The sequence below is a fragment of the Caproicibacterium argilliputei genome (assembly GCF_029211325.2).
Classification (GTDB): Bacteria; Bacillota; Clostridia; order Oscillospirales; family Acutalibacteraceae; genus Caproicibacterium; species Caproicibacterium argilliputei.
In genome coordinates this window covers 735965-750139 of record NZ_CP135996.1, presented here as the reverse complement: position 1 = coordinate 750139, position 14175 = coordinate 735965, and the positions used below count along the sequence as shown (strand labels likewise).

13 protein-coding genes and 1 riboswitch are annotated in these 14175 nt (G+C 54.2%); of the genes, 2 read left to right on the top strand and 11 right to left on the bottom strand.

The window, feature by feature from the left end; genetic code table 11:
• Positions 1-116: 116 nt before the first annotated feature.
• From PXC00_RS03520 to PXC00_RS03500, 5 genes are all read right to left on the bottom strand, one after another.
• On the bottom strand, positions 117-668 hold the full coding sequence (locus tag PXC00_RS03520; protein WP_275846682.1) for a helix-turn-helix domain-containing protein: 552 nt from the start codon (positions 666-668) through the stop codon (positions 117-119).
• A gap of 285 nt (positions 669-953) precedes the next feature.
• Positions 954-1556, bottom strand: a complete 603-nt coding sequence (locus tag PXC00_RS03515; RefSeq protein ID WP_275846684.1) for a helix-turn-helix domain-containing protein — start codon at positions 1554-1556, stop codon at positions 954-956.
• 180 nt (positions 1557-1736) lie between these two features.
• Positions 1737-3038, bottom strand: coding sequence for a phosphomethylpyrimidine synthase ThiC (gene thiC / locus PXC00_RS03510; RefSeq protein WP_275846685.1), 1302 nt, complete (start codon positions 3036-3038; stop codon positions 1737-1739).
• 4 nt (positions 3039-3042) lie between these two features.
• Positions 3043-3492, bottom strand: a complete 450-nt coding sequence (locus tag PXC00_RS03505) for a hypothetical protein (RefSeq protein WP_275846687.1) — start codon at positions 3490-3492, stop codon at positions 3043-3045.
• A gap of 84 nt (positions 3493-3576) precedes the next feature.
• A riboswitch (TPP riboswitch) is annotated at positions 3577-3679 on the bottom strand.
• 76 nt (positions 3680-3755) lie between these two features.
• Positions 3756-4268 carry a superoxide dismutase family protein gene (locus PXC00_RS03500; RefSeq protein ID WP_275846689.1) on the bottom strand — a complete coding sequence of 171 codons (513 nt, stop codon included), beginning with the start codon at positions 4266-4268 and terminating at the stop codon, positions 3756-3758.
• A 111-nt stretch (positions 4269-4379) separates the two neighbouring features.
• Between PXC00_RS03500 and PXC00_RS03495 the strand changes: the two genes are divergently transcribed.
• The gene (locus PXC00_RS03495) at positions 4380-4640 is read left to right on the top strand and encodes a hypothetical protein (protein ID WP_275846691.1); all 261 of its coding nucleotides are present in this window, start codon (positions 4380-4382) and stop codon (positions 4638-4640) included.
• Between the two features lie 265 nt (positions 4641-4905).
• Positions 4906-6126: an MFS transporter gene (locus tag PXC00_RS03490; RefSeq protein WP_275846693.1), complete on the top strand. Its 1221-nt coding sequence runs from the start codon at positions 4906-4908 to the stop codon at positions 6124-6126.
• A gap of 65 nt (positions 6127-6191) precedes the next feature.
• Here the strand turns inward: PXC00_RS03490 and PXC00_RS03485 are convergent, their stop codons facing one another.
• The 6 genes from PXC00_RS03485 to PXC00_RS03460 all read right to left on the bottom strand — a co-directional run bounded on the left by PXC00_RS03485 (position 6192) and on the right by PXC00_RS03460 (position 14159).
• Complete coding sequence (locus PXC00_RS03485) at positions 6192-7388, bottom strand: ABC transporter substrate-binding protein (RefSeq protein ID WP_275846694.1); 1197 nt, start codon at positions 7386-7388, stop codon at positions 6192-6194.
• Positions 7385-8212: an ABC transporter permease gene (locus PXC00_RS03480; RefSeq protein WP_275846696.1), complete on the bottom strand. Its 828-nt coding sequence runs from the start codon at positions 8210-8212 to the stop codon at positions 7385-7387. Before PXC00_RS03480 ends, PXC00_RS03485 begins: the two co-directional genes overlap by 4 nt.
• A complete protein-coding gene (locus PXC00_RS03475; RefSeq protein WP_275846699.1) occupies positions 8209-9024 on the bottom strand; it encodes an ABC transporter permease in 816 nt (271 codons plus the stop codon). The genes PXC00_RS03480 and PXC00_RS03475 overlap by 4 nt, the downstream gene beginning before the upstream one ends.
• Positions 9021-10175 carry a spermidine/putrescine ABC transporter ATP-binding protein gene (potA, locus tag PXC00_RS03470; protein WP_275846701.1) on the bottom strand — a complete coding sequence of 385 codons (1155 nt, stop codon included), beginning with the start codon at positions 10173-10175 and terminating at the stop codon, positions 9021-9023. The genes PXC00_RS03475 and potA overlap by 4 nt, the downstream gene beginning before the upstream one ends.
• 340 nt (positions 10176-10515) lie before the next feature.
• Entirely contained in the window at positions 10516-12510 is a 1995-nt protein-coding gene (locus PXC00_RS03465; RefSeq protein ID WP_275846702.1) for an elongation factor G, read from the bottom strand.
• Between the two features lie 161 nt (positions 12511-12671).
• On the bottom strand, positions 12672-14159 hold the full coding sequence (locus PXC00_RS03460) for an L-fucose/L-arabinose isomerase family protein (RefSeq protein WP_275846705.1): 1488 nt from the start codon (positions 14157-14159) through the stop codon (positions 12672-12674).
• Between the last annotated feature and the right edge of the window lie 16 nt (positions 14160-14175).

Here is a 14175-nt window from a genome sequence, read left to right as displayed (position 1 = left end):
TTCTGCGTGATTTCAAAATGACTCTCGATGACATTCATTATATACGCCGTGCAGTATATTGTCAATTCTTTTTTAAGAATTGCCTCCCGGCGGATTGTGAACGCTCTGCACAGCGTTCAAGTCCAATAAAGCACCAGAAACAGCCGGAGCCTTTCGGCACCTTCACAAAAATACCTGTGTGCACAGTCGGTGCAAAAGCGAATGGCATCCCCCGCACAAAGCCGATAATTTTTTCCTTCTGTTTCTAACAACAGTCTGCCCGATACCACCACCAAAAACGCCGCCGTGCGCGCCCCGTGTGCAGAGCAGTGATAAACTTTTCCCGGCTCCACAGTTATCTCATAAAGTGCAAAACTCCTGTCCTGCTCATAGGGAAAATAAGCTACGCTGCTGTAAGCGTTCGGTTCCTCTTTTACCGGCACCAGACTGTCGCGGCGAACCAAGTATGCCGACTCCTTGAGCGGACTGACCAAATCCATAAAGGAAACGCGCAGACCGCTCATGATTTTTTCAAGGGTACTCAGCGTCGGATTTGCCTCACCGCGTTCAATCTGCCCCAGCATACTTTTGCTCAGACCGGTTTCGCGTGCTGCGCCGTCCAAACTCATCTGCTTACTTCTGCGCAGGCGGCGCAGATTTGCCGCTACATTTCGATTTAAATCATCCAACCGCCGCACTTCCCCGACTTTAAAAATTGTATAGTTCCGTATCGATGTTGTGCATAATACAGCACAACATACTCTGATTTTGTGATTATACCACATTTTTTCTGACACGTAAACCACCTGCGCACACAGGGGAAACAAAGCGTTATTTCGTTTGCGAGTATCTGTTTTTAAAATAAGCAATGAAGGATCATGCAGCAAAACTTTCATAATAAAAGTGCTTTTGTTTGATTGCATAAAAAAGGCCCTGTGCCTGCACGGACGCACAAGGGCCGGTTAGCTCAAAAATCAAGCGTCTTCCGCAGTGTCTTCACTGCCGGCAGGCGGCAGCGGATTCGGTGTGTTCACGGTTAAAAGGCGCGCAATCCGCGTTGTACGATTCATCCAGTTGTGGCGCTGACGGGAGTGAATGTGAATACTGTCACCCGGATACAGCACATAGGACTCTGCCTCCAAAAAGAAGGTAACGACTCCCTCCAAGACATAGACAAATTCTTCGCCGTCGTGCGTGTACATCTCCGGCAGCTCCTCTTGATTTTCAAAAGGCATCAGCACAAACAAGCGCGGCAGCATGGTAAACTCTTCCTCCGGACGTTTTAGCAGATACTGGTAAATCTGATTGCTGACTTTACTGGGCTGCAGATCCACACCGTGCACCACAGGGTCTTTACTCAGCAAGCCGCCACTTTCCTCAAACAAAACTGAAAGCGGCACTTCCAGTACCTGAGCCACTTTTTCCAATGAATCCAGCGCGATTGAGGAAATGCCCCGCTCAAACTGTGACAGAAAGCCAATGGAAAGGCCGCTGGCCTCACTGAGCTGTTTCAGGGTATGTTTCTTTTGTGTACGAAGTTCCTTGACTTTGGCGCCGATGGCTGCATTTGCATTCAAAGGCGTCACCTCCTTGCTTACGAAATCAAAAAACCAAAGCTATTACCATAATAGCCGTAGGAGCGGAACTTGTCAACAAAATATTCTATATTTTTCATATATATGGAAGAAAAAATATCGTGCAGTTTTCTTGTCTTCACCACATCAAAAAACCGAGGCACTGCGCCCCAGCCTTTCTTGTTATTGCAGGCTCACACTCTCTCCCTGCAGGATTCGGTTCATATTCCGCACAGCACACATTTTTCCACACATGGTGCAGGTGTTTTTTTCCGCCGGATGCGCACTCTGAAAATACGCCTCTGCCTTTTCGCGGTCAAGTGCTTCCTTGAACATGGCGCCCCAATCCAGTGCGCGGCGGGCATCTCCCATCCGGTTGTCCCACGCGCGCGCACCCGGCACATTTTTTACAAGATCACCGGCATGTGCGGCAATTTTTGCCGCAAGGATACCCTCCTTCACGTCAGGCAGACTCGGCAGGCGCAGATGCTCCGCCGGTGTCACATAGCACAGAAAGTCCGCGCCGGCAGCGGCAGCCACCGCGCCGCCGATGGCGGAAGTAATGTGGTCATAGCCGGGCGCAATGTCTGTAACCAGCGGCCCCAGAACATAAAACGGCGCATTGTGGCACAGCCGCTTTTCCATCTGCATATTTGGCGCGATTTCCTGCAGCATCATGTGTCCCGGCCCTTCAATCATCACCTGCACATGATGGCTCCACGCACGCTCCGTCAGCAGCCCCAGCTCCACCAGTTCGCTGACCTGCGCCGCATCTGTTGCGTCGTCAATGCATCCGGGGCGCATGGCGTCCCCAAGGGAGATGGTCACATCATGCGCATAGAGAATGTCCATCAGGTCATCGAAATACTCGAAAAACGGATTCTCATTTCCGGTCATTTTCATCCATGCGTAAATCAGTGAACCGCCCCGTGAAACAATGTTCATCCGGCGGCCGCTGCGCTCAAAGCTGTCAATGCTTTTGCGGTTGATGCCGGCATGAATCGTGACAAAATCCACTCCCTCCTCTGCGTGGGCACGCACCACCTCCAAAAAATCTTTCGCCTTGATGTCGCGCAGGTCTTTTTCCAGATAGCCGACCGCATCATACATCGGCACGGTGCCAACCATGGCTGTCGAAAGTTCCAGCAGCTGCTTGCGGAAGGTGTTGGTCTTTCCGTAGTTTGACAAGTCCATGATTGCTTCGGCGTCAAACTGAAGTGCCAGCTTTGCTTTTGCCAGCTCGCAGGTATAGTCCCGACAGTCCCCGGAGATGCCAAGGTTTACGTTGATTTTGGTGGAAAGCCCCTGCCCAATGCCGTGGGGGCGCAGGCTTTTGTGATGATGGTTTGCCGGAATCACCACGGTGCCCGCCGCCACACGCTGCAGCAGCGTTTCCGGCGCAATCTGCTCCTGTGCCGCAACAGACTGCATCTGCTGCGTCAAAATCCCCTTTTTGGCTGCTTCCATCTGCGTTGCATATTCCATGTTTCTAATCCTTTCCGTCCGTTGTTTCTGCCCGCCGCAGCAAGCTTTCTGCCTTCTGCAGCAATTCCTTTTCCAGCGTATACACCGTGAAGCGGCACTGCTCCGTTTCCTTTGCCTGTGCGTCCTGCTGCAGCAGCTTGTACACTTCCTCTGCGGTGCGCAGGGCCTCCTGCGCTCGTTTGCAATTTGCCTCCAGCAATGACCGCACCCCAGTGCGCCTGTCCACAGTGCTTTTGGCGCTGGTCACACACCCCACGTCTGCAGCGGCGCTGCGCGCCTGCAGGCACTGCGGTGCCGCCGCTTCTGCCAGTTCCCGTACACGGTGCCGCAGCCGGCGGCAAGCCGCCGACAGCTCCCGGTCATCGCAGCAGAACCTTGCGAAGTCCTCACAGACGCGCAGTCCCTCGCACGCCCGATTTACATTTGCATCCAGCATTCGGTAATACGCCTGCATTTGCCCGACCTTCCTTTGCAAGTTTCTTTGCAGAAGCATAAAAAAGAAGCCCAATCGCCCGTATACAGCAATTGTGCTTCAAAAATGCAAGTACGATTTGCTTCCTACGACAGCGTTAACTGACAGGTTCAAAGGGTTAAGCAAACGTTTGCTCTCTCAGCTCCGAAGAGCACCCCTGCAAAGTGTTTATGACGGCTTGCGCCGTGTTTTTGCAGATGCGACCTGCATCTGCCCCTTTAGTATGGCACAGGTCTGTTTTTTTGTCAAGACTTGCGTGCCAGATAGATTTCGCCGCAGGCAATCTTTTCACCGGCGTCTCCTGCAGGCTGTGAATGGAAGTCATCTGGTTTCAGATGAATGACCGCCGTCCGCCGCAGAACCTCCTTCGGTTTGAACCGGTCGGTGTAAACCGCCATACAGGCAAAACCGTCGCGCGCAGCGAACAGCGGCGGCAGGTCGCCCGCGTGCGCCGGGTGCGGGCAGCCACCCGGATTAAAGTGGCCGTCCGTATCTTTCAGTGGGTCATCCGCTGTACCGGTGTAGCTGCTGCCGCTGTGAATATGCAGTGCAAAAATATTCACAGCACAGGGCTTTTTTTCAACCGGCAGGCCAAAGACCTCCGCTGTCACCACCGTACCGCCGGGGGCTTCGTACAGCCGCAGCACGCCATGCACCGCGCGGTACTGCCCCACTCCGCGAATCTGCGCCCGCGCCAGGGGCGTGCCGTGGTCAATTAAATCGGTAAACGCTTTATATTTTCCAATATAAGGAAACACATTTCTCACCTCCACCACAGAATATGCAGGAAAAGCACGTTGGGCAGGCAATATTTTTCTCGCCTACTTTTACACGCTGGGGACAAACTAATGGTAAAAGGAGATGAACCTATGAAACGGAACACAGAAAAAGCAAAGCCGAATGCCAAACCAGAGCCGCAGGACAAAGACCTGCTGGGCTACACAGACGATTACTTGAACGAAGCAGACAATGTGGTTTCCGCGCAGGAATGCACTGGGCTGATCATGTACCCGCCGCTGTCGGAATCAGAAGCAGAGTCTTTTACCGACCTTTACAGCATTCCAAAGCCGGAAAACAAGAAACCAAACGGCCTGCAAAAAGAAAAAAAGGAAAAGCACGATTTTTCATAGTTGTATTTTGCCCTCTTTTCTGTTATACTAAAAGCATTCTAATTGCATTTACTGAAAGGAGGGCGCATGGATGTACGGAATCCGTATGGTTATTATCCTGCAATTTGGGCCGAATTTTGCTGCAAATAGGGGAAGTGCGCCCTTTTTGCGGTAAACAAAACGGTTTTACGTGAAAACACGGGCCGCGGCGTTTTGCCGTGGCCTTTTTTGTGTGGGTGCGGCTTTCCCTTTTTATGAAATTTTACATAAAAAGGAGCGGCTCTCTATGCAGATTCGCAGTCAAATCTTAAAACTATATTTTTTCGAGTTTCTCACATCCTTCCGCATTACCGATGCCATCTGGGTTTTTCTGCTCATCCACCGTGGATTTAACCTTGCGCAGGTCGGCGTAGCGGAGGCAGTCTTTCATCTGGTCAGCTTCTGCTGTGAAGTGCCAAGCGGCATGGCAGCAGACCTGCTTGGGCGCAGGCGCACGCTGTTCTGCAGCGGAATTTTGGTTACGGTCAGCTGTGTGTGTATGCTGGCCATTGACAATTTTTTCGGTGTTCTGCTCTCCATGATTTTTAATGCGCTCAGCTACAACCTAACGTCCGGCACCGACCAAGCGTTGCTTTACGACAGCCTGCTTGCAGCCGGACAGCAGGAGCGCTATCTTGCTGTCAGTTCGCGGCAGAGTGTCCTTTGCCGCGTTTCGTTTGCGGTTTCCGGTCTAAGCAGTTTTTGGGCGGTTGCCGCCGGTTGGCAGGTCTGCTATGTGCTGACTGCTGTGCTGGGGTTGGCGTCCAGCCTGCTGGCAGCCGCTCTGCATGAACCGCTTGTGACAGACGCGCAAAAGGCACGCGCTGCACGGGCGCTCCGAGAACTGCCGCACCGGCTTGCGGTGCATTTTCAACAGAGCTTCTGCTTTCTGCGGAAAAATCCCCGCGCCGCCTGCATCATGCTCAGTACCGCAGGTGTTTCCACGGCAAACTACATGACGCTCATGCTGCTGCAGGACTATCTGCCCACGATTGGTCTGCCGGCAGGTGCCATCGGTATTCCCTTGCTGCTGATTGACCTGCTCGGCTCAGTCGGCGTTTGGCTCGCGCCACGCGCCGCAAAAAAGCGAACATTCTTTGCGCTGGCGATGCTCTGCATTGTCTTTGCAGGTGCGGGCACGCTGCTCGCCGCGGCAGGGTTTGCCCCGCTTTCGATTGTCGGTGCCGCGCTTGCCGCTGTTTTTGACGGTATGCTCGACACCGCTTCCGGCGCTGCGCTGAACGACACGCTTCCCAGCGACCAGCGCGCAACGCTGCTGTCGGTAAGCAGTATGCTGTACAGTCTGCTGATGATTGCCGCAAGCCCCCTCAGCGGCGCGGTTTCCACTGCCGCCGGTACGCCCGCCGCCGCCATTGCGCTGATGGGTGCACTGCTGCTGGCGTGCGGTCCGCTGCTTGGGCGGCTGTACCGTGCCGTGCGGTCACGCCGGCTGTCCCGCAGCGATTAAGCCACACCTTGTCCCAACGGATTCTGCCCAATAAAAAAGCTGAGGTTTCACGCCTCAGCTTTTTTCTATTCCATTTCCTTTTTTCGCTTTCGCCACTTAAAAACCACAATGGCAAGGTACAGCGCCAAAAAACCGCAGAGCACCAGAACCAGCGTCAGGGTATCGCCGGTGCCGCCCATCTTTACCTCTGCCCACAAACTGTCGATGAGGGTGTTGGTTTTGTCCGGCAGATTTACAAAGACCTCGGACTTGTCCAAAATGGACTGCGGCGGGTAGTAAATCGGGTTGTCGGTCACTTCTTTCGGCAGCAGCTTTTTTGCTGCCGACTCCGGTGTGGAATACCCGATGTAGGACAAATTCGCGGCGGAAATCTGTGGATCACAAAGGAAGTTGATGTACGCTTCCGCAGCAGACTTATGCTTGCTGCCTTTGGGAATGCAGGCGGCATCCACAAAGAAATTGGTGCCCTCTTTTGTCGGGATGGTAAAGCCAATGTTGGGGTTTTCCCCGACCAGCGTTGCCGCGTCGCCTGCATAGTAGGGTGCCAGCCATGCTTCGCCGGAATCCATCTTGTCAAAAATCTGATCCATCACATATGCCTGCACCAACGGTTTTTGCTCTTTCAGCAGGGTAGCGGCGGCCTCCCATTCGTTGACATCTGTAGTGTTGTAGGAGTAGCCAAGGCGCTTCTGCGCAATGCCGAACGCATCGCGCGGATTGTCAAACATCAGAATTTTACCGGCATATTTTTTGTTCCAGAGAACGTCCCAAGATTCTGTTTCTTCTTTTTTGACATACTTCTTGTTGTAAAAAATCCCAACCACGCCCCAGGTGTACGGAACCGAATACGCATTCTGCGGGTCGTACTTCGGGTTACGGAATTTCCGGTCAATGTACTGAAAATTCGGGATGTTCTGAAAGTCCAGCTTTTCCAGCATTCCCTCTTCGGAAAGCTTGCTGACCATATAATCGGAAGGAAAAATGACATCGTACTCCGCACCGCCGCCCGCCAGCTTGGAGTAGAGGGATTCGTTGGTGTCGTACGTGGTATAATTGACGCGGATGCCGGTGCGCTTTGTAAATTCGGCGTTGACATCCAGCGTGCCGTCCGTTCCGTTGCTGATATACTCGCCCCAGTTGTAGACATTGATGGTCACCCCTGTATCCTTGGACTTAGCAGAGCTGCCGGAAGAAGCTGATGCAGGCAAAAGCGCGGTGCCGGCTGTCACCGCCGCCAAAAGCAGTGCAATTCCTTTTTTCAAACTTCTCCCTCCTCTGCCGCATCCTGCAGGCGCGCCGTCTTTGCCGACGAGCCGGACTGCCGCACATTCACGATAAACAGCAGCGCCAGAATCACCGCAAACAGTACCGTGGAAAGCGCGTTGATCTCCGGACTAATGCGCTTCCTGGTCATGGAGTAAATATAAATCGGCAGCGTCTGGGTGGTACCGCTGGTAAAATAGCTGATGACAAAGTCGTCAATCGAAAGGGTAAACGCCATGATGGCGCCGGTGATGATACCGGGCAAAATCTGCGGCAGCACCACCTTGAAAAACGCCTGTACCGGTGTGCAGCCCAAGTCCTGCGCCGCTTCATATAGATGGGCATCCATCTGCAGCAGCTTCGGGCGCACAGACATGATTACATACGGCAGGCAGAACGTGATGTGTGCAATCATCAGGCTGCCCATACCGAGGTCGGTGTTCAGCATACGCATGGCGATGACAAACAGCAGCATCATCGAAACACCGGTGACAATCTCCGGATTGACCATGGGCAGATTCGTGATATTCATCGCCGTGCGGCGCGCCCACTTGCCCTTGAGGCTGTTGATACCAATGGCGCCGATGGTGCCAAGCACCGTGGAAACCACCGCCGCAAGCACCGCAATGAGCAGCGTATTGCGCAGCGCCACCAGAATCAGCCGGTCCTCAAACAGCTGGCGGTACCACCGCAGAGAAAAGCCGGAAAAAACCGAGCGACTCATAGTGCTGGAATTATTAAAGCTGAAAAGAATCAGGACAAAAATAGGCGCGTAAAGGAACAGATAAATCAGCGTTGTGTACAGCTTTGAAACGAATTTCAAATCATCACCGCCCCTTTCTCTTCGCCGTCGTCAAACTGGTTCATAATGCCCATGCAAATCATGATGAGCACCATGAGCACCAGTGAAATTGCAGAACCGAGGTTCGGGTTGTAAGCGGAACCGAGAAACTGCATTTCCACCACGTCGCCAATCAGCAGGTTCCCGCCGCCGCCGAGCATTTTGCTAATGATAAAGGTGCTGACCGCCGGCACAAACACCATCGTCACACCGGAAATCATGCCCGGCATACTCATGGGCAGCGTAACCTTGCAAAACACCTGCGCGCGGCTGGCACCGAGGTCCTGTGCCGCCTCCAGAATGGAATTATCAATTTTTGTAAGCACCGTGTACAGCGGAAGAATCATATACGGAATATAATTATAGACCATGCCCAGCACAACCGCGCCGGCTGTGTTAATCATATGCAGCCGCGGCAGGCCCAGCGAAACAAACAGATTGTTGAGAATGCCATTATCCTCCAGTAGTGTCATCCAAGCATACGTCCGCAGCAGAAAGTTCATCCACATGGGCAGCATGACCAGCATAATCATCACGTTCTGCGTTTTCAGCTTGCGGTGCGCAATGCTGTACGCCAGCGGGTAACTGAGCACCAGGCAGATCACCGTTGCCAGCGCCCCCTGCCAGATGGAGCGCAGAAACACATTGCTGTACTGCCCCACCTGCTGCATATTTTCCCAGGTAAAGTGTCCACTTTTGTCGGTAAAGGCGAAGTAAAGCACCATCAACATAGGCACCACGGTAAAAAGAACCATCCAGACAAGGTACGGCAGCAGCGCTTTCTTTGCTTTCATTCGTCTGCCTCCTGCCGTGCTTCCTCCGCTTCTTCGACTTCTTCAGAAATCTGAATGTCCTCCTCCATCTCATCGCTGAACGTACTGTAATCTCCAAAGGAACCAGAATAGCTGGATTTGTGCATAATGTGAATGTCATCCGGCTCGATTTCCAAACCGATATGCTCCCCCACGCCGGTATAGTGAATGGACTGGATCATCCACTTAAAACCTGCCACATCCACAATAATTTCATTGTGCACGCCTTTAAACGTTACGTTAGTAACCACACCGTGCAGGGGGCTTTTCTCCGGTGCGACCACATCGATGTCCTCCGGACGAATCACGACGTCCACCGGCTCGTCTTTACGAAAGCCGGTGTCCACACAGCGGAATTTACAGCCCGCAAATTCCACCAGATAATCCTCATGCATCACGCCGTCCAAAATATTGGACTCCCCGATAAAGTCCGCAACAAACGCATTCTGCGGTTCGTTGTAAATGTCCTGCGGCGTACCGATTTGCTGAATGAAGCCGCCCTCCATCACCACCACGGTGTCGCTCATGGAAAGCGCCTCCTCCTGGTCGTGCGTGACAAACAGGAACGTGATGCCGGTCTGCTGCTGAATCTTTTTCAGTTCCACCTGCATATCCTTGCGCAGTTTCATGTCCAATGCGCCGAGGGGTTCGTCCAGCAGCAGCACCTTGGGGTCGTTTACCAAGGCGCGCGCAATGGCAACGCGCTGCTGCTGCCCGCCGGAAAGGCGCTCCACCCCGCGGTGCTCGTACCCGCGCAGGTTCACCAGCTCCAGCATTTGCTTCACTGCCGTGCGGATTTCCTTTTCCGGCTTTTTGTGAATCCGCATGCCAAACGCCACATTGTCGTAAACATTCAAATGCGGAAACAGCGCGTACTTCTGAAAGATGGTGTTAACCTCACGCTTGTACGCAGGCATATCGTTGATTCTTTTTCCGCTGAAAAAGACATCGCCCCGGTCAGGCGTGACAAACCCGCCGATAATGCGCAGCGTGGTTGTTTTTCCGCAGCCGGACGGCCCCAGCAGTGTGACAAACTCACCGTCACGAATCTTGAGGTTCAGATTCTGCAGGACCGGCTCGCCGTCAAACGAAACAGCAATGTCCCGGAGCGAAATGATTGGTTCTTGTTCCAATAGAGATGCATCCCCTTTGCGGTAATTTAGTTACGTTGAGCCAGGCATGGTTAAACGCTACCCCCGGTGCTGTGTCTTTGCTGCGCCCCGCAAAGGATTTTTCGCAGTCGAAACCGGACGGAAATCAAGCAGTTCCCTCCGGAATTTCTGCGGCAGCAAAACAGCGCCAAGTATTCGTCAGATGCAAACGCAACAAATGATATAATAGTGTGTATTCTGCATTCTGTCAATGTTTTTTGAAAAAATCGTCAAATTACTGGGATTTTTTAAAAATGCACAGGATAACAAGCGGATTTCCTCTGCTTTTCTCCCTGATTCTCCCGTTTCCTGCTTTGGAATTTTAAACAGAAGCAGCAGCTGTTTCAACCGGCAAATGCATTTTACCGGGCGCATCCTGCCACTTCACCGGATATCCCGCACCGTGCGAACAGAACACGGAATCCGGTGTATTTTCCACATCGCGCTCCGGCTCATACGCCGCCTGCCGCACCACCTGCTGGGTATTGTGGCACGGTTGGTAGCCGCCGAATGCCAGTGTCATGCTGCCCTGCCCTTTTGTAAAGGCAGTCAGCTGTGCCGGATACTCCATCATCTCCGATACCGGTGCCGCACCGCGCAACAGCGCACGTCCGCCGCTTTCCTGCAGCGGCTCGCAGGTACCGTGCATCCGCTGCACATCCGACAGTACCCTGCCGGACTGTGCAAAGTCAACCTCCGCGGCAAAAGCATACCATGGCTCCAGCAAAACACTCTGTGCCTGCATCAATCCCTGCCGCACCGCGCGGTAGGTTGCCTCACGAAAATCGCCGCCCTCCGTATGCTTCAGGTGCGCCCTGCCCGAAAGCAGCACAACCCGCACATCTGTCAGCGGCGCACCGGTCAGCACCCCGCGGTGCTCTTTTTCCAACACATGGGTGCCAATCAGATTTTGCCAGTTCCCTGCCAGCACATCCTGCGGGCAGCAGCTCTCAAACGTGATGCCGCTGCCCGGTTTTCCGGGGCACAGCTGCAGGTGCACCTCCGCGTAGTGCCGCAGCGGTTCAAAGTGGCCGCACCCAACCACCGGCGCGGCGATGGTTTCCCGGTACAGGATTCTGCACGCGCCGAAGCGAACCGTCAGCCCGTACCGCTCCTGTGCCAGCTGCGCCAGCACCTCTAACTGTACCTTACCCATGACCTGCACTTCTAATTCCCGCAGCGGCTCGTTCCAACGGACGTGCAGCAGCGGTTCCTCGTCCTCCAGCTCCCGAAAACACGTCAGTACCTGTCCTGCAGAAACGCTTTCCGCAAACAGCACCCGTGCGGAAAGCATGGGCTGCAGTCGGTACGCTTCGCCATGTGCCGCACCGACACCGGCGGTATCGCCGGGAGAAAGTCCCTGCACACCGGTCACCGCACAGAACGCTCCCGGTCCGGCTTTGGGTGCAAGCACAAACCGATTTCCCTGGTACACGCGCAGTTCGTTGCATTTTTCCGCATCCGGATTTTCCCCGGGCACCTGCAGCAAATCCTTGGGGTGCAGTTCGCCGTTCTGTACCCGCAAAAACACCACGCGGCCGCCGCTGTCGTGCCGTACTTTATACGCTTTCGCCTGAAACGGCGCGTCTGCCGTGCCCTGCGGTGGTGCGGAAAGCAGCGCCAAGCCGTTTAGCAAGCCTGCCACCCCTTCACCGGAAAGCGCCGCCCCTGCAAAAGTCGGAACCACTGCGCCGCGCGCAAAAAGTGCCCGCACCCGTTCCAGCCACAGCGCGGGCTGATACCCCTTCTCCAAATATGTTTCCAACAGGATATCGTCCAGTTCCGCCACAGCCTGCACCTGCACGTCAAGCATGGCACCGTCCGGCTGCAGCCCGTCTGAAAAGTCCACGCACGGCACGCCAAACTGTTTGGCAAAAGCCTGCCGCACTTCCTGCGGTCGGGCACCGGGGCGGTCGATTTTATTAAAAAACAGCATGGTAGGAATCCGCCGTTCCCGCAAAAGCCGCCAAAGCGTGCGCGTATGTGCCTGAATCCCCTCTACGCTGCTGAGCACCAGCACCGCACAGTCCAGTACGCTGAGGCACCGCTCGGCTTCGCCGGAAAAATCCGCATGGCCGGGCGTGTCCAACAGCGTAAAGCGCCTTTCTCCAATCGAAAAGGACGCCTGCTCTGCAAAGACGGTAATGCCGCGCCGGCGCTCGATGTCCGTATCGTCCAGAAATGCATTCTGCCGGTCAACCCGTCCTGCCTGCCGCAGGGCGCCAGTCTGGTAAAGAATCTGTTCAGAAAGCGTGGTTTTTCCCGCATCCACGTGCGCCAAAATGCCCACGGAAGTCATTGCCGTTTGTTCTGCCATTGCCGGTTCCCCTTTTTTATGTATTGCTATCTTCCAGTATACCACAGGCGCAAATGTACACCCGCGCATAGGAAAGCCGCCGCTCTATTGCAAGAGCGGCGGCTTTGGGTGAAAATTATGAAGAAAGAAAAAGAGTTGTAATCAAAAGGAAAAGACAGCCGTTAAGCAAACGGGTTCTCGTCTTTATACGGCATACCGGCAGGCTGGTTGTACGCAATGTCCTTTACGCCAAGATACTGGAAAATGCTGTACAGCGCCTTGCCGCAGTGGCTGAACGCAACCGCGCCGTGATGCGGATAGCGCTTTCCGACCAGAACATGGCGGAAGAAACGACCCATCTCCGGAATGGCGAAGATGCCAATGCCGCCAAAGCTGCGGGTTGCCACAGGCAGCACTTCGCCCTCTGCCACATAGCTGCGCAGCTGGCCATCGGCTGTGCCCTGCAGGCGGTAGAATGTAATCTGACCGGGTGCGATGTCGCCCTCCAGCGTGCCGCGGGTAAAGTCCGCTTTTTCGCCGTTTTCGAGCAGACGGTTCTGAATGAGCTGATACTTGATGGCACGGCCCGCGCAAAGCTTGCAGCTCGGGGTATTGCCGCAGTGGAAGCCCATAAATGTATCATGAAGCTTGTAGTTGAATTTGGGTTTGATGTCCTCTTCATAGAGGTCAGCCGGCACGGAGTTGTTGATATCCAGCAGCGTAACCGGGTCTTGGGTGACACACAGGCCGATATACTCGGAAAGTGCGCCGTAAATGTCAACTTCGCAGGCCACCGGAATGCCGCGGGTATCCAGGCGGCTGTTGACGTAGCACGGCTCAAAGCCGAACTCTTTCGGGAATGCCGGCCAACACTTGTCTGCAAAGGCAACGTACTTGCGCGCGCCCTTGTTCTCTTCTGCCCAGTCGAGCAGAGTCAACTCAAACTGTGCCATGCGCGGCAGCAGGTCGGGGTAGGTGTTGCCCTCCATGCCCAGTTCCTTCGCCATGTCTTCCACGACTTCGGGAATGCGCTTGTCGTTTGCGTGTGCGTGGTAAGCAACCAACAGGTCAAGCTCGCTGTTCTCTTGGATTTCAACGCCCAAATCATACAGCGGCTGAATCGGCGCATTGCAGGCAAAGAAATCCTGCGGGCGCGGGCCAAATGTAATAATCTTCAGATTGGAAACACCGATGAGCGTACGGGCAACCGGCACAAAGTCAGCAATCATGTCCGCCACTTCGTCTGCTGTGCCGACCGGATACTCCGGAATGTATGCATCCAGATGGCGCAGGCCGAGGTTGTAGGAGCAGTTGAGCATACCGCAGTAAGCGTCGCCGCGACCGTTAATCAGGTCTTTGCCGGTTTCCTCTGCTGCGGCAGCATACATGACCGGACCGTCAAAGTACTTGGCAATCAGCGTTTCCGGTGTTTCCGGGCCGAAGTTGCCGAGGAACACACACAGCGCGTTGCAGCCCTGTGCCTTGACCTCTTCCAGCACTTTCTGCATATCAATTTCATTTTCGACAGTGGTTTTTGCTTCGTAAACGTCAATGTTCTTCTTTGCACAGGCTGCTTTTACGGCAGCGCGGCGGCGCTCGGAAAGGGAAATGATGAAACAGTCGCGGCTGACCGCGATGAGTCCCAGTTTTACCTCAGGAATATTCTGCATTAAGGGTTACCTCCAT